18 protein-coding genes are annotated in these 18,765 nt (G+C 67.0%); 8 read left to right on the top strand and 10 right to left on the bottom strand.

From position 1 onward, the window contains the following. Positions 1–26 precede the first annotated feature (26 nt). On the top strand, positions 27–653 hold the full coding sequence (locus tag ACQPYS_RS29015) for a hypothetical protein (RefSeq protein WP_063042017.1): 627 nt from the start codon (positions 27–29) through the stop codon (positions 651–653). A 486-nt stretch (positions 654–1,139) separates the two neighbouring features. On the opposite strand, the gene ACQPYS_RS29010 is transcribed toward ACQPYS_RS29015, so the two are convergent. Further along, positions 1,140–1,712, bottom strand: coding sequence for a TetR/AcrR family transcriptional regulator (locus tag ACQPYS_RS29010; protein WP_431941578.1), 573 nt, complete (start codon positions 1,710–1,712; stop codon positions 1,140–1,142). Between the two features lie 41 nt (positions 1,713–1,753). Here ACQPYS_RS29010 and ACQPYS_RS29005 point away from each other — a divergent pair, with 41 nt between their 5' ends. Next, complete coding sequence (locus tag ACQPYS_RS29005; protein ID WP_433491357.1) at positions 1,754–3,304, top strand: hypothetical protein; 1,551 nt, start codon at positions 1,754–1,756, stop codon at positions 3,302–3,304. A 373-nt stretch (positions 3,305–3,677) separates the two neighbouring features. Here ACQPYS_RS29005 and ACQPYS_RS29000 read toward each other — a convergent pair whose 3' ends face one another. From ACQPYS_RS29000 to ACQPYS_RS28985, 4 genes are all read right to left on the bottom strand, one after another. Next, positions 3,678–4,241, bottom strand: coding sequence for a ribonuclease H family protein (locus tag ACQPYS_RS29000; RefSeq protein WP_063042013.1), 564 nt, complete (start codon positions 4,239–4,241; stop codon positions 3,678–3,680). Positions 4,242–4,250: 9 nt separating this feature from the next. Next, positions 4,251–4,721: an SRPBCC family protein gene (locus ACQPYS_RS28995; protein ID WP_063042070.1), complete on the bottom strand. Its 471-nt coding sequence runs from the start codon at positions 4,719–4,721 to the stop codon at positions 4,251–4,253. 365 nt (positions 4,722–5,086) lie between these two features. Then, entirely contained in the window at positions 5,087–5,890 is an 804-nt protein-coding gene (locus tag ACQPYS_RS28990; protein ID WP_433491356.1) for a TIGR03084 family metal-binding protein, read from the bottom strand. Between the two features lie 127 nt (positions 5,891–6,017). Next, positions 6,018–7,373: a hypothetical protein gene (locus ACQPYS_RS28985; RefSeq protein WP_431941581.1), complete on the bottom strand. Its 1,356-nt coding sequence runs from the start codon at positions 7,371–7,373 to the stop codon at positions 6,018–6,020. A 145-nt stretch (positions 7,374–7,518) separates the two neighbouring features. Here ACQPYS_RS28985 and ACQPYS_RS28980 point away from each other — a divergent pair, with 145 nt between their 5' ends. Together ACQPYS_RS28980 and ACQPYS_RS28975 are read left to right on the top strand one after the other, a co-directional pair. Next, positions 7,519–8,319 (top strand): cyclase family protein, encoded by an 801-nt coding sequence (locus ACQPYS_RS28980; RefSeq protein WP_433491355.1) that lies wholly within the window; start codon positions 7,519–7,521, stop codon positions 8,317–8,319. Beyond that, positions 8,316–9,998, top strand: a complete 1,683-nt coding sequence (locus tag ACQPYS_RS28975; protein WP_433491354.1) for a thiamine pyrophosphate-binding protein — start codon at positions 8,316–8,318, stop codon at positions 9,996–9,998. Before ACQPYS_RS28980 ends, ACQPYS_RS28975 begins: the two co-directional genes overlap by 4 nt. Positions 9,999–10,170: 172 nt before the next feature. Here ACQPYS_RS28975 and ACQPYS_RS28970 read toward each other — a convergent pair whose 3' ends face one another. The 3 genes from ACQPYS_RS28970 to ACQPYS_RS28960 all read right to left on the bottom strand — a co-directional run bounded on the left by ACQPYS_RS28970 (position 10,171) and on the right by ACQPYS_RS28960 (position 11,908). After that, complete coding sequence (locus ACQPYS_RS28970; RefSeq protein ID WP_433491353.1) at positions 10,171–10,971, bottom strand: VOC family protein; 801 nt, start codon at positions 10,969–10,971, stop codon at positions 10,171–10,173. A gap of 71 nt (positions 10,972–11,042) precedes the next feature. Then, positions 11,043–11,453: a VOC family protein gene (locus ACQPYS_RS28965; protein ID WP_063042068.1), complete on the bottom strand. Its 411-nt coding sequence runs from the start codon at positions 11,451–11,453 to the stop codon at positions 11,043–11,045. A gap of 20 nt (positions 11,454–11,473) precedes the next feature. Further along, entirely contained in the window at positions 11,474–11,908 is a 435-nt protein-coding gene (locus tag ACQPYS_RS28960) for a helix-turn-helix transcriptional regulator (RefSeq protein ID WP_063042001.1), read from the bottom strand. A gap of 214 nt (positions 11,909–12,122) precedes the next feature. Here ACQPYS_RS28960 and ACQPYS_RS28955 point away from each other — a divergent pair, with 214 nt between their 5' ends. Beyond that, positions 12,123–12,602: a DUF1801 domain-containing protein gene (locus ACQPYS_RS28955; RefSeq protein WP_431941585.1), complete on the top strand. Its 480-nt coding sequence runs from the start codon at positions 12,123–12,125 to the stop codon at positions 12,600–12,602. Positions 12,603–12,692: 90 nt separating this feature from the next. On the opposite strand, the gene ACQPYS_RS28950 is transcribed toward ACQPYS_RS28955, so the two are convergent. Together ACQPYS_RS28950 and ACQPYS_RS28945 are read right to left on the bottom strand one after the other, a co-directional pair. Next, entirely contained in the window at positions 12,693–14,606 is a 1,914-nt protein-coding gene (locus tag ACQPYS_RS28950) for a hypothetical protein (RefSeq protein WP_433491352.1), read from the bottom strand. Between the two features lie 224 nt (positions 14,607–14,830). Further along, positions 14,831–15,046, bottom strand: coding sequence for a hypothetical protein (locus ACQPYS_RS28945; protein ID WP_431941587.1), 216 nt, complete (start codon positions 15,044–15,046; stop codon positions 14,831–14,833). A gap of 96 nt (positions 15,047–15,142) precedes the next feature. Between ACQPYS_RS28945 and ACQPYS_RS28940 the strand changes: the two genes are divergently transcribed. From ACQPYS_RS28940 to ACQPYS_RS28930, 3 genes are all read left to right on the top strand, one after another. Next, positions 15,143–15,349: a hypothetical protein gene (locus ACQPYS_RS28940; protein ID WP_433491351.1), complete on the top strand. Its 207-nt coding sequence runs from the start codon at positions 15,143–15,145 to the stop codon at positions 15,347–15,349. A gap of 23 nt (positions 15,350–15,372) precedes the next feature. After that, complete coding sequence (gene lon, locus ACQPYS_RS28935) at positions 15,373–17,778, top strand: endopeptidase La (protein WP_433491350.1); 2,406 nt, start codon at positions 15,373–15,375, stop codon at positions 17,776–17,778. Between the two features lie 256 nt (positions 17,779–18,034). Further along, the gene (locus ACQPYS_RS28930; protein WP_433491349.1) at positions 18,035–18,688 is read left to right on the top strand and encodes an FAD-binding oxidoreductase; all 654 of its coding nucleotides are present in this window, start codon (positions 18,035–18,037) and stop codon (positions 18,686–18,688) included. Positions 18,689–18,765: the final 77 nt, after the last annotated feature.

Below are 18,765 nucleotides of genomic sequence, written 5' to 3'. Positions count from 1 at the left end.
ACGACCAGACGTTAGGACTCGAAGCTATGGTCAAGAACGAGACCGCGGCACCGGACAGCGGCGACAAGTCCGGACTGCTGCCGGTGGTGGCTGCCTTCGTGGCGGGTGTGGTGCTGGTGGCGCTGGTCGCCGCCGGCGTCGTGTACTTCCGTGCGTTCCAGGAGAACCGTGGAGAGCTTGCCGCCCAGGACCAGTCCACCCGCGCCGCATGCGATTTCGCCCGCGCCACCAACACCTACGACTATCAGGGCGACCTGGACGGCTTCATGCAGGCCATGAAGGACGGCGCCACCGACAATGTGGTGTCCTCGCTCGAGCAGAACTGGGATGTACTGCGCCAGCTGCTCACCGAATCCAAGGTGAAATCCTGGGTCGACGAGGCGACCTGCGGTTTCCAGTCCGGGGACGAGAAATCCGCGAAGGTACTCGTCAATATCGGCCTGATGAAGACGAATTCGGTGACGCCCGAGCCGAAGCGCCAGGACATCGCGGTGACCGCGACCCTGGAAAAGGACGGCGACCGTTGGATCGTGAACCAGTGGGAGCTGGCAATGCTCGCGGGTGTGGGTGGTCAGGGCGGGCAACCCGCGCCCGCCGGTCCGGCGCCGGCCGCCCCCGAGGGCGGACAACCGGCCCCGCAGCCGGGTAACTGAGCCGAACAGCGACAGGGTGGCGCGCTCCGGGGCGTCACCCTGCCATTTCCGGGTCGACACGACGCAGCGCCGACGCCGGTTATTCGGTCGCGCGATGCTCGGCCGGTACTGCGGCCACTTCTCGTGACGCCTCGGCGACCGCCGCCGCATATCCCGGCATCGACAGCACGCTGCCGCGGGGCCCGGCTCCGAACCCGGACTCCACCAGTACATCGACGCAGCCGGCTCGTTATCGTCCCGGGCGCTTCCCGCACCACCGACCCGCAGCTACGCCATATCCGCTCGGATTCGGCCGATAGCACGGCGACCCGAGCCGCCGGGACCGACGACACAGCCCGACAATCTGATCAACTCGACCGGACAACCGCCGGATCCGCTGCCCTGGCCGACGATGATCCGCGCCCGCCGCCAGCTCATGTACCTGGTGAGACGATCCCTACCAGCACTCTGTGTCTCCGCGGGGGGGGGGGCGATGTCCGCGCGGCTTCACGGGACTTGTTCGGGCGCCAATGCGGAGACGGCCGCGGCGATTCGGGTCGCTCCGCGAGAGTCGGCGGGATCGACCAGCCATTGCAGAACCGCGCCGTTGATCAGGGAGAGAGCGATGGAGCCGATGGTCTCCGCCTGCTCGGCGGTTACGGTGTCGCGTTCGATGCCGAGTACGAGCGCAGCGATATCCCGGCGAGCGGTGTTGTATACCTGGCGGAGCTGTTCGCGCAGCTCCGGGACGAACTCTGCTTGGGCATAGGATTGCACGCTCGCGACGAGCACGCGCCGCTCATCGGTGCCGGCGGCGAGGATGCCTTCGAGGAACCGTTCGAGGCGGTCCGCGGGCGATCCCGCGCCGAGGGTGCCCGCGTATGTCAGCCGGTCGCCCCACTCTTCGATGATTTCGAGGACTGCGGCGTTGAGCAGCGCATCCTTTGATCCGAAGTGGTATCCGATCGAGGCGAGATGCGCTCCGGACGCGTTCGCGATATCGCGTGCGGTGGTGTTCGCGTAACCGCGTTCCACTATGCAGGCGCGCGCGCCCGCCAGCAGTTGCTCCTTCTGCCCCATGCGCACACCCTATCAGCCGATTGCACAAACGTACTGTACAAATGTTTTTCACAAACGTACCGTACATATGTACAAATCACGGCCGATCCCGAGAAGGAACCATGACCGACATCTCCCTGCTCAGCCCGCCCGCGCATTTGCCGGCAACACCTGTCCTCGCCGACTGGTCGTCCGCCGGCCGCCTGATACGGACCGTTCTGACGACGCACCTGTGGGCAGCGCCGCCCATCGAGCGCGGCGCTCCCGCCCATGACCGCGCCTTCGCCGCACTGCGCGAGCTGGGCGTCGACTACGCGCGTTTCCTGCCCTGGTTCTCGAACCCGCTGGTCTCCGTGCCGGCGCTGAGGGCGCCCACGGCGACGACGACCTCATGGGATTTCAAACGTCTGGACCCATATGTAGAGGACTTCATCGAGGCTGCCGAAGGGCGTCCCGTCACAGCGAACTTCGCGACCATCCCGCACTGGATGTTCGTCGGTGGCGAGAACGTCGATCTCGGAGACGACCCCGACGCGATCCACTGGGACTACGAATCCGGCACGGTATTTCGCGACGAGTCCCTGGCCGAGGTCGCCGACTACTTCTATCGCCTCGCCAGCTGGTACATCGCCGGCGGATTCCACGACGAACACGGGGTGTGGCACGAATCCGGCCACCACTACCGATTCGCCTACTGGGAAGTCCTGTGCGAACCAGACGTCAACCGGCAGTTGAGCCCCGAAGTCTATACGCGGCTCTACGATGCGGTCGTCGAACGACTACGTCCACTCGACCCGGAAATGCGGTTCATCGGACTCTCGCTGAGCCATGTACACCACAATCCAGAGTACTTCTGGCATTTCCTCGACCCTGCGAACCACGCACCCGGTATCCCGCTCGACGCCTTCTCGATCCACTTCTACGCCTCCCCCGACATCGTCAACCCGTTCGGCCCGGACGGCAATCCGCCGACCTCGACATGGGAGTCGACGTTCTTCGCCCAGGCCGAAGGGTTTCTCGAACAGGTGCGCCTCATCTCATCGATCGCCCGGCGCCTATCGCCCGGCACCAAGATGCTCCTCAACGAGATCGGGACCTATCCCTCCGACATCATGAACCCGGCGCCGGACCTGCCCCACGAGTACTGGGCGCTCAGCGCGAGTTTCCACACCTATCTGTGGGCGCGGTGCCTCACGCTCGACATCGACCTCTTCGGAGTCGCCGAGTTCACCGGCTATCCGGGCATGATCCCAGGAGTATCGCTGGTCGATTGGGATACCGGAGAACCGAACGCGCGATACCATGCCACCAAACTCATGGTCGACCACGTCCGCCTCGGCGACCGGCTCGTACCCACCACGACAGGCGCGCCCGGGTACCCCGATGCCCGCATCCACGCCCAATCCACCGTTGGCTCCGACGGACGCCGCCGCATCGTTCTGGTGAACAAACGCAGTGTGCCCGTGAATGTGGAAGTCGTTGACTGCGGCCAACAGTCGACCCTGTACTCGGTCGACGCCTCGACGCCCACGGGTGGCCCGACAGCCCGGACTGTCCGGGATGGCCGACTCGCGCTCCCCGCCCATGCCTCGGCCGTCCTCATTCTCGAATAACGCTGCGTGGGCACATACTCGCGGTGAGCCCGCCGCGGGAATCGTGGGCGCTGCCGGCCGTGTGACGGGCCACGACATCGCGTTGGTCCTGCCCGCTTCCGCACCTGGCCGACGATCGCGCTGTTCCGGGCGCGAGCCGCTGCGAAACGCGCATGTTCGTGGGCGCATGCCGGGCACGCAGACGAGAGGGAAGCCGAGAATCGAGTGCTTTCCGAAGAATCGCGGGTACCGAAACATAGTGGAGCAGAGGAAAAAGAATCCGGGCGCCCCCGGCGGTGGGTCGAGCCACCACCGCCGGAGGCTATTCGGTTGGTATCCGGATCCAGCAGTACCACGGCGACAACAGCGCGGGCGCTCCGATCCCGGACAGGGATCAGAACAGGTGGAGCGCCTGCGCTGTTGTCGCGTAGTCGGCGGTCGTTACAACCGCCGGTTCCGCAGCCTTCCCTGCTGCCGCGGAAGTTTCGGGGGCGACGCGGGTGACGGTCCGGGTGGCCACGGTGGACGTGGCCGCGGCCTTACGCGCGGCGGCCCCGGCCAGTGCATCGGCCTGTTCGTTGAAATAGTTACCGACATGTCCGCGCACCCAGCGGAATCGCACCGGGCCGGGGCGGCCCGCGATGGCATGGTCGATTTCCCGGATGAGTTCGACGTTCTTGACCGCGGACCCGCTCGAGGTGCGCCAGCCGTTGTTGCGCCAGTTCGGCAGCCATTCGGAGGCGCATTTGATCGCGTACAGCGAATCGCTCTCGATGAGTAACGGATCCACTCCGGGGTGGGCCCGGATCGCCTCCAGGACCGCACGTAACTCGGCGATCTGATTGGTACCCGTTGCCTCGCCGCCGCTTTCCGCGCCACCCGCGTGGTCCACCCACGCCCAGCCGATCGCTCCGCCGGGGTTGCGCAGACACGATCCGTCGGTACTCACGATGATCATGGCAGTACCTTACGCAAGTCGCCCGACAAGGTCTGTGCCGTGGAATTCCTCTATCGCTCTGCGCAATCGTGATTCGCTGCGCCGCAGGGCGCGGCGCAGCAGCGCGGCACGTGGTCGTTCGCGCAGGGTCGCGGCGAAACCCTTGGAACCGGGGAAGTCGAGTTCGGAGGTCAGCACCGAGCGGCCGCGGCCGAGCGGGTCGAATCGCAGTGTCAGCCGGGCGGTGAACGGGCCGGTGAAGGTGTAGCCCAGCACCGCGTCCGGACGATGTTCGGCGACCGCGCAGTGGAGGACGGGGCGCCAGGGGCCGAGCCGGTAGCCGATCTCGTACTTCGCTCCGATACCGCGTTCCGGATCGCCACACAGGGTGATCTCGGCGGCTCCCACCATCCAATTCGGGATGGACCGGGGATTGTCGGCATAGGCGAAGGCAACGGTGATCGGCGCCGTTACGTCGCTGGCGTATTTGATGAAGCCCACGGGCCCTCCCTCCACGGCTGCCCGCTAAAAGTACTATAGCTTTCCGGTTTATTTAAGGCCGATTAGGAGTCGATAGCCTCTTGACACCGGCTGTGACGCAGCGCCGAACGGTTCGCCGAGCGTATCAGAGCAGGTGAGGACCGGCCGGACGGAGAACAAGTGGCCTGAACACTCGAGACGAGCGTCACAGCCGCGTCGGCCATGCCCACGTGGAGGTGCCGACCCGTGACCGCCGCGGGGTTTCGGGAACCCTCTCCGGGGGTACTTTTCACCCGCCGGCGAGCGCTGTACCCGACTGCCGCGATGAGCTATCCGGCCAATGATGTCCGGCTGTCCCGGGGACGGTGTGACGCTCGCCGGCGCTGTCAGCTCTTACCGGTCGGTGGCCGCCCGCTGCCCGGCGGGCCCGCGAAGGCCTGGGCGATGGTGAGCCACCGCGCCGCTTCGGTGCCCGTTGTGCGCAGCGCCAGATCGTCCGGATGCCGGCGCTGGGTCACCAGGAGGCAGAAGTCGAGCGCCGGGCCGGTGACCCGTTCGGGAGCCTCCGCCGGCCCCCATGACCACAGCTCACCCGAGGGCGCCTGCAGGTCCACCCGGAATTCCGTGGCGGGCACCGGCAGTTCCCGGACGGTGTAGGCGAAATCCCTCGTACGGACACCGATATGGGCCACCGAGCGGAGGCGGTCGGTCGGTTCCCGTTCCACCCCGAGTGCGTCGGCGACGTCCTGGCCGTGTGCCCAGGTCTCCATGAGCCGGGCGGTGACCATCGACCCCGGGCGCATGGGCGGGCCGAACCACGGCACCTTCGCGTCCGCGGGGACCGCCCGCAATGCCGCGGCGAGCTCGCTGCGGCCGCGCCGCCAGCGTTCGAGAAGGTCCGCCGGTGAAGTTTCGGCGGCTTCGGCGGCGGCATCGTCGACGAAGGTCGCCACCCGGGCGGCGGCCGCGGTCAGCAGATCGGTGAAGGCGCTGCCGCCGGTCCGGGCATCGGTGGCAGCCAACGTGGCGACTTCGTCGGTCCAGGAGAGGTGGCCGATCTGATGGGCGACGGTCCAGCCCGCCGCCGGTGTCGGCCGGGCCCAGTCCGACTGTGGCAGAGCCGCGACCAATGCCTCGAGCTCGGCGCCTTCCGCGGCGAGGTCGCGGAGTAACGCGTCCAGATCAGCCATCGGTTCCCTCATCTCCGTCCCGCACATCGGTGCGGAAATCAGCATTCCAGCGGGGCCGAAAAAATACAAGCATGCCTGCTTGTATTCGGGGGATGGGGCGAACGGGTGGCGCGCGTGCCGATACGTATTACCAGCCGAAGATCAGCAGATGGGTGGCCCCGACCAGCAACCCGAGCGCGGCACCGTGCAGATAGAGCAGCCAGGCATCCTGTTCGACCGAGGCATAGAACATTTCCATGAATTCACCGGGTGTCAGCTGCTGGAGCTTGCGGGCCGCGAATTCGTCGATGTTCTCGGCCTGTTCCCGGATGAAATCGGCGTCCTCCACCAGCGAGGGCGCCAGCCCGACCGCCGCGCCCGCCGCACCGACCTTCAGATTGTCGAACTGCCGTCGCCCGAACGCGGCCCGGACCACCGAGGTGGTGCGGCCGAGCTGACGGTGGATCTCGTCGGAGATGAGCTGTTCGAGCAGCAGTCGGGTCTTGTCGCCGTTGGGGCCGTTGAGCAACTCGTTGGACAGGTTGGGCAGGGTGAGGACCTGATAGGCGAGGATATGGGCCAGATCGGTGGCCGCCTGCGGCTGCCGTTTCGCCAGCAGGGCCTGTTTCCAGATGTACTTGTAGCGGGGTTGCGGATCGCCGGGGGTGAACACCACCCGCACGGCGATGATGTTCACCACGACACCGATGAGCGCCGAGGCCGCCAGCACGATCACCCACGACGGCACCCATCCCCAGACCGGGATATCGGAGTGGATGTGCAGGTAGAGCGCGAGCAGCAGTCCGAACGGGGCGCCGAGCAGGCCGATCCGGACCATGAACTTCAGCTCCGGCGCCGCGATGGTGGTGGTGAGATCCTTGAGGATCTGCGGATTCTCCTGCAGATACCGGATCACGAAACCTTTCACGTCGATGAGCTGATCGACATTGTCGCCGAGGGAATCGAACGCCTTGCCGGTGAGCTCGGGCAGCTCCCGTTCCACCCGCTGATAGATCAGTTGCCGCATCGCCCGGGGTACGGCATTCCACAGGTCCGGGTTCTCCCGGTTCATCACCTCGTCGACGATGCTCTTGACCTGTTTGCGGGCCAGGGCGGCGACATAGTCGGCGATACCGTCGAGATCCAGTTCATGGATGAAATCCCGGGGACTGCCGATTCGCAGCAGAGCTTTGTCCACACAGATACTGGCCATTTTCTCGGCACGTGCCGGAATGAAGCCCTGGAAACCCAGCCGGGACCCGTCCTCGGAAAAAGTCGGCAGTACCTGGACCCGGCGCGGCAGATAGGGATACAGCACGTCGAGCCCGGGAACCCGGATACCGCGGAACAACAGCGGCCAGAACAGCATCAGTACACCGGTCCAGTTGGTGAGCCAACCGGCGGCCGCGCTGAATATCGGGAAACTGATCAGATCGACGACGAACTTGCTCTGACCGGTGAGTTCTTCCCAATTGATCAACACTCCGGACGAGAGTGTGATCATCGCGCGCTCCCCTTGGTCCGGATCGGGTATTCGAGATCATCACATTGTCATCGGCCCGTCCCGAGTGTCAATCAGGGCTCACCGGCCCAGTGCGGCCCTGGTGGTGGGGCCGACGCGCCGCGGAAAACCGGAATAAGGTGCCGACATGAGCAACCCCGAGACCTCGGTACTCCCCGCCTTCCTCGCCGCCCTCGCCGACGGGCGGCTGGAAGTGATCGATCTGACCACACCGTTGAGCAGTTCCACGCCGGCCCTGCGGCTGCCCGAACCGTTCGCCAATCTGATCGATTTCAGTCTCGAGGAGGTCAGCGCCTACAACGAGCCCGGCCCGTTCTGGCGGCACAACAACATCCACACCGGGGAACATATCGGCACCCATCTCGACGCCCCGGTGCACTGGGTCACCGGCCGCGACGGTGACGATGTGTCACAGATCCCGGTGGGCCGGCTCGTCGGCCCGGCCGCCGTGCTGGACCTGACCGCCGAGGTGGCCGCCGATCCGGACCATCTGCTCACGATCGACGAGGTGCAGGCGTGGGAGCAGCGGCACGGCCGGTTGGCCGAGGGAGCGTGGCTGCTGCTGCGCACCGGCTGGGAGGCGCGCGGTAATTCCGAGGCCGAGTTCCTCAATGCCGACGAGACGGGTTCGCATACACCGGGGGTGACGGTCGACTGTGCGCGCTGGCTGGCCACCGAGCGGGGCCTGGCCGGGCTCGGGGTGGAAACGGTCGGGGTCGACGCCGGTCTGGCCGGCGGTTTCGACCCGGCCTTCCCGGTGCACCACTACTTCCTCGGCAACGACAAGTACGGCCTGACCTCGCTGCGCAATCTCGGCCGGCTCCCCGCCGTGGGCGCGATGCTGGTGGTGAGTCCGCTGCCGATCGTCGGCGGTACCGGGAGCCCGTCGCGGGTGCTCGCGGTGCTCGATCGGGCCGGCGCGGTATGACCGCGGGCGGCTCCGCCGGTTACGGTCCGACCGTCGCCGATGTGGTGGGCGGGGTGCTGGCCGACCTGGGTGCCGGGCACTGTTTCGGGGTTGTGGGCAGCGGCAATTTCGTAATGACCAATGCGCTGCGCCGGGGTGGCGTGCCGTTCACGGCGGCACGGCACGAGGGCGGCGCGGCGAGTATGGCCGACGCCTACACGCGGATGTCGGGCCGGGTGGGGGTGCTGTCACTGCACCAGGGCTGCGGGCTGACCAACGCGATGACCGGGATCGGCGAAGCAGCCAAGAGCCGCACCCCGATGATCGTGCTGGCCGCGGACAGTCCGGCGGCGGCACTGCGGTCCAATTTCCGGGTGGACCAGGAAGCTCTGGCCCGCAGTGTCGGAGCGGTGAGCGAGCGGGTGTTCTCGGAGCGGACCGTGGTTGCCGATGTGACACGGGCCTTCCGGACGGCGGTGGCCCAGCGCCGCACCGTGGTCCTCGATGTGGCGATCGACGTCGCCGCCGCCTCGGCCACCGCATCCGGGCCGGTCGCGGCCCCGATGCCGTTGCCGCGGGTCCGGCCCGGCGCCGAAGCGGTAACGCAATTGGTGGATGCGCTGCGTGGCGCGCGGCGGCCGGTTTTCGTAGCGGGACGCGGCGCCCGCCACGCCGGACCCGAGATCGCCGCCCTGGCGCAGGCCCGCGGTGCGCTGGTGGCCACCTCGGCCGTCGCGAACGGACTCTTCGCCGGAGACGAGTTCGCGCTGGGTATTTCAGGTGGTTTCTCCTCGCCGGCCACCGCTGAACTCATCACCGGCGCCGACCTCGTGGTCGGCTGGGGTTGTGCGCTGAACATGTGGACGACGCGGCACGGCCGCCTGATCGGCCCCGGCGCCCGGGTGGTGCAGGTCGACGACGATATCGACGCCATCGGCGCACACCGCCCGATCGATCTCGGCGTGCTCGGTGATTGCGCGCCGACCGCCCGGGATGTACTGGCCGAGCTGGGGCGGTCCGGCGCGGAGCCGGTGACCGGCTACCGCACCGCCGAGGTGGCGGACCGTATCGCCCGCACGGGCCGCTGGCAGGACGTCCCGGTGGACGACACCTCCACCGGTGAGCGGATCGATCCCCGCGCCCTCACGATCGCGCTCGACGAGATCCTGCCGGCCCAGCGGATCGTCTCGATCGACTCGGGGAACTTCATGGGCTATCCCGCCACCCATCTGTCGGTGCCCGACGAGAACGGATTCTGTTTCACCCAGGCCTTCCAGTCGATCGGCCTGGGGCTGGGCACCGCCATCGGCGCGGCCTTCGCCCGGCCGGACCGGCTCCCGGTGCTCGGCACCGGGGACGGCGGCTTCCTCATGGCGATATCCGAGCTGGAAACCGCAGTGCGCTGCGCACTCCCGCTGGTGGTGATCGTATACAACGACTCCGCCTACGGCGCCGAGGTGCACCACTTCGGCGCCGCCGACCACGCCACGGTGACCTTCCCGGAGACCGATATCGCCGCCATCGCCACCGGATTCGGCGCCACCGGTGTCACCGTCGGTTCGGTCGCCGATCTCGCCCCGGTACGCGAGTGGGTCGAGCAGTACCGGCGCACGGGCCGGGCCCGGCCGCTGGTGATCGACGCGAAGATCACCAGCGATGGCGGCGCGTGGTGGCTGGCGGAGGCATTCGCCGGGCACTGAGCTCCGGGTACGGGAGCGGTGCCCGATCAGAAGATCGCCACCGGCAGCCCGTCGGCCGCGCGATGCCGGTCCGGGTTCGGCGGTCCGGCGCCCACAACCTGGTTGTCGCCCGACGACTCGCTGCGAGCGGGTGCGGAACCACAACCTCGCACCCGGACCCGACCGGTCTCGGTTACCCGGAGGTGGTGACGCACCAATGGTAGCCGTCGGGGTCGCTGAAATGCCCGGTGTAGTCGCCATTGTCGCCGTGCCTTGCGGTGGCGGTGATCCGGCCGCCGGCAGAGTCCGCGGCGGTGAGCAGGGCGTCGACCTCGTGACGCGAGCCGGCGATGTGGGTGAGTATCAGCGGGGACACGTCGCTGCGCCGGTCCTCCACACCGGCATCCTTGGCGAGGGCCTTGCGTGGTAGCAGGCCGAGCCGGCACACCCCCTCGGTCAGGGTGAAATCGACGAACTTGTCACCGTAGTCGCGGTCGGCGCTCATGCCGAGCTCCTCGTAGAAGACCTTGGAGATCTTCGGCTTGGCTACTCCGAGGAAGATCGCGGTTTCCATCGGCTTCGGCGGGCCCGAAACGACCTCTGTATCCCTTTTCGAAGTGGCTGCCACCTTCCAGAGCGTGCCGTCCGGTGCCTGGTAAACGGCGCTGAAATCGCCGAAGAATTGCTTTTTGGGCGGCTTGATGACTGTCGCACCGTGCGTTGTGGCGGCTTCGATAAGGGCCTTGACCTCGGCGGGTTGGTTGACGATGGAGGACAGGATATAGCCGGGGAACGACGTAGTTGCCGTCTTCGCAGCGGTATCGGAGGCCGGTACGTCGATTGGGCCGAGGGCGAGTCGGCCAGTGTTGTGCAGGTCCAGGTGGACGGTGTGGTCGCTGTCGGTCGCAGTGGTCGAAAACGCGGCCGTGTAGAAGGCCCGTGCGGCTTCTACCTGCGGTACACCGATTGTGATCACATCGAGCGCGAGCACCATAGTGCGACTCCTTTCCTTCGACCGGTCAGAGCCGGCCTTCTGATGGTCGGTGCCGAGCAGGCCGGGCTCACTCAGGTCAGCTGGTTGATGCGGATGAGATTCCCGGCCGGATCGCGGAAGGCGCAGTCGCGGACTCCGTAGTCTTGGTCGGTAGGTTCTTGAACCACGTCCGCACCTGCGGCCTGAACGCGGTCGAAGAGCCCGTCGAGGTCGTCTGTCGCCAGCGTGACGGCGGTATAGACGCCCTTGGCGATGAGCTCCAAGATGGTGCGCCGCTCCTCATCGGTGACTCCCGGGTCGGCGGCGGGCGGATGCAGCACGATGGAGGTACCGGGTTGGTCGGCCGGTCCGACGGTGATCCACCGCATATCTCCGTAGCCGACGTCCTTGCGGACTTCCAAGCCCAGGATGTCGCGGTAGAAACCCAGCGCGGCTTCTGGGTCGGTGTGTGGGAGGAAAGCATAATGAATGGTCAGGGTCATATCGACCACGCTAACCAGGGCTACTGGTCACGCGCTTCTCGATTTCTGATCGGTCTGGTCACCTGCTTCGCCAGACACGGCGGAATTCCCGCCGCGGCCTGGGAATGGTCACGGCGGTAGACGCTCGGCGGCACCCCGACCAGCTCGGTGAACCTGGTGCTGAACGTGCCCAACGACGAGGAGCCCACCGCGAAGCACACCTCCGTGACGTTGAGATCGCCGCGGCGCAGCAGCGTCATGGCCCGTTCGATTCGCCGGGTCATCAAATACGCGTACGGTGACTCACCGTAGATGCGGCGGAACTCTCGACACAGATGACCAACCGACATATGCGCCCCGCGGGCCAGTGCCTCGACATTCAGTGGCTTCGCGTACTCCCGATCGATGCGGTCGCGCACACGACGGATCACGGCAATGTCGCGTAAACGTTGCGCCTCCGAACGCTCCGAGCCCATGCTCGCATCTTTTCACCCCGACCAGTCGCCCCCCTCCGACACACCATCACCCCTGATCACTTACCCGGTAACGATCGGCGGATCACCACGGCAAGGAGACCACCTCCCGATTCTTCGAGAGGGATCGAGCAGAAATCGAGAAGCAGAGGCCCGGCCACGCTTCTCAAGGTGAGGAAGTGACAGAGATACGGCGCCACCGAGCGAAGGACCAACTGTGACGCAATCCGAGAAGTCGGGAGAAGAGCACCGAGCCGCGTCGGCGGCGGCTTTCTCCCGGCAAGAGCGTGCCGCGATGAAGCAGCGTGCGGCCGAGGTGAAGAACGAGGCGCGGCGCGCCCGCAGCGTCGGCAAAGCGGCTGCCGACGAGGCGGATGTACTGGCGAAGATCGCGGAAATGCCCGACGGGGATCGAGCGATGGCCGAACGCGTACACGATATCGTGACCACCGTCGCGCCGGAGCTGGCACCGAAGCTGTACTACGGCCAGCCCGCCTACGCCCGTAAGGGTAAGGTTGTCTGCTTCTTCCGAAGCGGCCAGATGGACAAGGAGCGGTACTCGACCTTCGGGTTCAGTGTCCAGGCGTCACTCGATGACGGCTGTGGGCTGTGGCCGACCTCCTACGCGCTGACCGACCCGTCGGAAGCAGCCTGGAAGCAGCTCGCCGATCTCGTCGAGCGGGCGGCGAACTCCTAGCTGTTGCGGGGCGCGGCTGTCGAACATCAACGCACCTCCGGTGGACCGGGCGGGACCGCACCTGCTGGACGACAAGTGCCGGCGATGGGGTCAGTCCGCGGTCGTGGCGTGTGCCCGGTGCTCCAGGAGCGGAAGCCCTGCTGCGTATCGCCGCAGGAATCCGGCGGTACTGGTGTCCGCTGCCGAGACGATATCCGGAGGGCCCGCCGCGACGATGCGACCGCCGTTCGGACCGGCGCCCGGCCCCAGGTCGATGAGCCAGTCCGCGGCCGCGGCGACGGCGATATCGTGTTCGGCTACGACGACGGTATTGCCCGAATCGAGCAACGCATCGAGTGCGTCCACAACACTGCTCTTGCCGCTACCGCTCACGCCGGTCAGGCAGGTCAGCCGACCGCTCGGAAACCGCACCAGATCCGCGGTCACGTTGTGCGTCCGCAGGCCGCGGAGCTCCACCCAGCCGGTGGTATCGCCGACCGGGCGCCGCACTCGCCGCAGACGTGGACCCGCACCGGACAGATAACGCCCGGTAACCGATTCCGGGTGAGCGGCCACCTCTGCCGGGGGCCCGGACACCAGGACCGCACCGCCGAGGCGCCCCGCGCCGGGTCCCATATCGATGACCCAGTCGGCCCGGGCGATGAGCTCGGGATCGTGTTCGACGAGCAGCACCGTGTTACCCCCGGCGCGCAGTTCCAGGGCGATCTCGAGCAAATGTGCCTTGTCCGCCGGATGTAATCCCGTTCCGGGCTCGTCCAGGACGAATGTGATGTCGCTCAGTTCGGTGCTGAGCTGCGCGGCGAGGCGGGTGCGCTGCAGTTCACCGCCGGACAGTGTGCTCGCGCTCCGCGACAGCTGCACATGGCCCAGGCCGAGCCGGTCGAGGATCCCCAGCCTACGGTCCAGGTCGTGCAGCAGCGGTCCGGCCACCTCGCGCTGCCGTGGTTCCACCGCCGCTGCCAGGCGCCGTGCCCAGTCACGCACCTTCCGTACGTCCACCTCGACGAGTTGCGGAAAGGTCATCCCACCGAGCCGGATGGACCTGGCCCCTTCGCCGTACCCGCTGCCGTCGCATGTGCCGCACGGAAGTTTGCGCATATAGACCAGGTAGCGTTCCTTGGCGCCGGGTGTCCGGGCGTTCACGAAGACCCGCTCCACCTCGGCGAGGGCACCCCGCAGTGGTTGACTCGAGGTATAGGTCATGCGGGCCGTCTCGTTCTTGTTCGGTATCTCGACAGTCGCCTCGATCTTCTCGGTACCTGTTCCGTACAGCACGCAGCGGCGGAAATCCGCGGGCAGCGACTGCCATGGCCGCCGCAGGTCCACACCTCTCTTCTCGGCGAGCGCCGGAACGAACGCGTGCTCCCCGGACCGCCATTTGGCGTACCACGGCGAAGCCCCCTCGAACAGCGGCAGGTCCGGACGAATGATGAGCAGATCTTCCTGTGCCTGCCAGCGCCCGCCTACCCCGTGGCAGTCCGCGCAGTTCCCTTCCGGCGTCTTGCGGTCGAAATTGGCTGTCGTCAACGGCTCGATACAGCCCTGCCTATCCGAGTCGGTGCCGATCACGGGCAGGCGGGAGTACAACAGACCCAAGTGTCCGTCGATGCCGGTGAGCGTGGCGACCGTGGAGCGCGGGTTTCGGTTCAGGCGGCGCTGGTCGACCGCGAGGGTCGCGCCCAGTCCCAGAACGCGGTCCACCTGCGGCCGATTGCGCTGGGTGATGTACTGCCGGACGAAGGGCGAAAGCCCCTCCAGATACCGCAACTGTGCCTCGTTGTGCAGGGTATCGACGGCGAGCGAAGTCTTGCCGCTACCGCTGACCCCGGTGAAGGCGACCAGCCGCCCCTTGGGAACGGTCACCGACACATCCCGCAAATTGTTGGTGCGCGCCCCGATCACCTCGATGCTGCCCGGACCGGCATCACTGCCGTGCTGCGCGGATACCGCCTCGTTTCGATCATCGTGCAGCAGATTTCGGAGGCGATCACGTCGGTTGCTCACCCGTCGAGTCTGTCTGGTCGATCGCCTCCCGCGCCTGACCGATCTTGCGCTGTAACCGCCTTCCTTCCGGCGCGAGGCGGGCTCGCTCGTGCACAGCCGGTCAATGACCGGCTGTGCACAACGAGTTGGCGGGGCCTGCGCACCGACACCGCGCCGGACGAGGCATCAGCCGTTGATACGTGTGCGTCGACGGAGACACCGGTGAGGTTGGCGTGAGGTCGAAACTACTCTTTCGGTTCCTCGGAGTAGTAGACGGTGATCGACGGCCACGGGCCGTCGGCAGTGATCTCGTTGTGCAAGACCAGGTCTTGCACGGCCACGTTGCCGAGGATTTCGATCGAAGCGGCTACGGTCCGCAACAGCGCGACGAGATCACCCTGGTTGTCTCCAGCCGGATTCGACTGAGAGAAGTGAGAGATTGTGTACTGCGGAATTGTCATTCGTCCTCGCTCCTTCGGCTACTTCTTCTTACCGCGCTTCTGCTTGTTTCGGTCGCCGTCGTACTTCTCTGCCGGGAACGAACTCAGGGTGACGTGATGACAACCCTTGATGCCATGGCAAGGGCGAAGGTCTCGGCCGAGCAGCCGGCAGCGGTCGAGCTGGTGCGGATGGCCGAAGAGCACGTAACCGCCGACAGAGACATGAGCAGGCGACACGCCAGAGAATCGGCATCTTCTTCGCCGTGGGCGAACAAGGGCGTCGGGTGGAACAAAGGCGAGCCCGACCAAGTTGAGTGGGTGTAGCTCAACTATTGGAGGTTGTGTTCGTGACTACACCACTGAATCTTCCGGTGCTGTTCCTGACCGATCCCATCGTGCTGCCCGGGATGGTCGTACCGATCGAACTGGATGAATCCGCGCAGGCGGCCATCGACGCCGCGCAGGCCGCGCAGACCGGGACCGTGTTGCTGGCGCCGCGCCTGTCCGAGGGGTACGCCGCCTACGGTGTGCTCGCCACCATCGAACAGATCGGCCGGATGCGCGGGGGTACGCCCGCCGCGGTGCTGAAGGCGGAACGGCGCGCGAAGATCGGCCACGGGGTCACCGGTCCCGGCGCCGCACTGTGGGTGGAGGCCGAACCGGTCGAGACCCCCGCTGCCGACGGCCGCACCCGGGAGCTGGCCGCCGAATACAAGAAGCTGGTCGTCTCGGTGCTGCAGAAGCGCGAGGCGTGGCAGATGATCGACGCCTTCAACCAGCTCACCGGTCCGTCCGCCATCGCCGATACCGCCGGCTATGCCGCCTATCTCACCGATGAGCAGAAACGCGAACTGCTCGAGACCCCGGATGTCGCGCAGCGGCTGAACCGGCTGATCGAATGGACCCGGGCGCATATCGCCGAGGCCGAGGTCACCGAGAAGATCGGTGACGAGGTCCGCGAGAACATGGAGAAGAGCCAGCGCGAATTCCTGTTGCGCCAGCAGCTCAACGCCATCCGCAAGGAACTCGGCGAGGACGAACCCGACGGCGCCGACGACTACCGGACCCGGGTGGAACAGGCCGATCTGCCGGGCAATGTGCGGGAGGCGGCGCTGCGCGAGGTCGGCCGGTTGGAGCGCTCCAGCGATCAGAGCCCGGAATCCGGGTGGATCCGCACCTGGCTGGACACCGTCCTGGAACTGCCGTGGCAGGTGAAAACCGAGGATTCCACCGATGTGGCGGCGGCCCGGGCCGTGCTCGACGCCGACCACCACGGCCTGGACGAGGTGAAGGACCGGATGGTCGAGTACCTGGCGGTCCGGGCGCGGCGCGCGCAACGCGGCCTGGAGGTCGTGGGCGGACGCGGATCCGGCGCGGTGCTGGCGCTGGCCGGTCCGCCCGGGGTCGGTAAGACCTCGCTCGGCGAATCCGTCGCCCGTGCGCTGGGCCGTAAGTTCGTCCGGGTCGCCCTGGGCGGGGTGCGGGACGAGGCGGAGATCCGGGGTCACCGGCGCACCTATGTGGGCGCCATGCCCGGCCGGATCGTGCGGGCCATCAAGGAGGCCGGTTCGATGAACCCGGTCGTCCTGCTGGACGAGGTCGACAAGATCGGTTCGGATTTCCGGGGCGACCCCGCGGCGGCCCTGCTCGAGGTACTCGACCCCGCGCAGAACCACACCTTCCGCGACCACTACCTGGATATGGACCTGGACCTGTCTGATGTGCTGTTCCTGGCCACGGCCAATGTCATGGACACCATCCCCGGCCCGCTGCTGGACCGGATGGAAGTGATCACGGTCGACGGGTACACCGAGGACGACAAGGTGGCCATCGCCCGCGACTTCCTGCTGCCCCGGCAGCTGGAACGCAACGCGCTGACCGGCGCGGAGGTCCGGGTCACCGACGCGGCGTTGCGCGAGGTCGCGGCGAACTACACCAGGGAGGCCGGGGTCCGGCAGCTGGAGCGATTGATCGCCAAGGCGTTGCGCAAGGCGGCGACGCGCCTGTCCGAGACCGGTGCCGCATCGGGCACCGACGTGGGCGTCGAGCCGGATACGGCATCCGGGCAGATCGGTGTCACGGAACCGCTGCTGACCATCGACGTCGCGGATCTGAAGGAATACCTGGGGCGGCCCCGCTTCACTCCGGATTCGGCGGAACGCACCGCGGTGCCGGGTGTGTCGACCGGCCTGGCGGTCACCGGGCTGGGCGGTGACGTCCTCTACATCGAGGCCAACACCGCCGAGGGCGACCGGGCTCTGACACTGACCGGCCAACTCGGCGATGTCATGAAGGAATCGGCGCAGATCGCCCTGACCTACGTGCGGTCACATCTGGGTGAGATCGGCATCGAATCGACGGTGCTCGACGGCAACCTGCACGTCCACGTGCCCGCCGGCGCCGTGCCCAAGGACGGACCGTCGGCCGGTGTCACCATGGTCACCGCGCTGGTGTCGCTGGCCCTGGGCCGCCCGGTGCGCTCCGATGTCGGCATGACGGGCGAGGTCACGTTGAACGGCCGGGTGCTGCCGATCGGCGGGGTGAAGCAGAAACTGCTCGCCGCGCAGCGTGCCGGACTGAAGACGGTGTTCATCCCGGCCCGCAACGAACCGGACCTGGACGATGTGCCCGCCGATGTGTTGGCCGAACTCGATGTCCGCCCGGTGGGCGATGTCGCCGAGATCCTGGCCTACGCCATCGAACCGGTACGGGAACCGGCCCTGGACGGCCGGGCCCTGGCGGCCAGCGCCTGATCCACCGGGTACGGGCCGCGGCAACCCCGGAAAGGGTTGTCGCGGCTCTTTCGTCTGCTACCGCTACCCCGACAGTCGTGTCCGTTTCGTACAAGACCGGCAGTGGTTGTGCCCATATCGTCCGGAATGTGAATCCAAACTCGGTTCTCATGAGTGTAGGCCGTGCCGCCGCCCGCCTGCTTAGTGCGCTGTCCTCGTTCGCCATCCTTTTCCCACCCGGCCGTCCGGGCCACGGCGAATGCGTATGTCCCGCATGATGACCTGGCTGTACCCTTCCGACGAGGGCTACCGTCACGAGATCAGCACCGACAATTGCTCGGTCGTCCACCACCCGCGGGTGGTGTGTCCGGTCGCGTCGCCGGCCGATGTAGCGGACGCGGTGACTTTCGCGCGCGAGCGGGGCCTGTCGGTCGCGGTTCAGTCCACCGGGCACGGAATGTCGCGGGCCGCTGACGGTGTTCTCGTGACCACCCGACGGCTGTCCCGCGTCACGATCGACCCCATCCGGCGCCGGGCGTGGGGCGGCGCCGGCGCCCGCTGGCGCGAGGTGATCACCGCCGCGGCCGAGCACGGCTTGGCGCCGTTGAACGGGTCGAGTCCACACGTCGGCGTGATGGGGTACGTACTCGGTGGCGGCGTCGGGATGCTGGGCCGTCAGTACGGATACGCGGCGGACCACGTGCACTCCATCGAACTGGTCACCGCCGACGCTGTGGTTCGCACGATCTCCCCGGCCACGGATCCGGAGCTGTTCCGCGTGATCCGCGGCGGCAAGGGCAATTTCGGGATCTGGACTCGTACGGCCCTATACGCCCAGCTCAGCGCATCGCCTACTGCTTTTGTCGCCGACGGCTATGCCATATCTGTTGGTTTTCGGCGGTTACTACCGGAACCCGGGTGGGCGGCGTAGTGGCTGTGTCATCGGTTCGCGCGCAGTCAGGTCGCGTTGAGCGGCTGTGGGGGCACGTTCCGTGCGTGTCGAAAGCT

The sequence above is a fragment of the Nocardia grenadensis genome (genome assembly GCF_050942415.1).
Classification (GTDB): Bacteria; Actinomycetota; Actinomycetes; order Mycobacteriales; family Mycobacteriaceae; genus Nocardia; species Nocardia grenadensis.
This window is presented reverse-complemented; position numbering and strand designations above follow the sequence as displayed.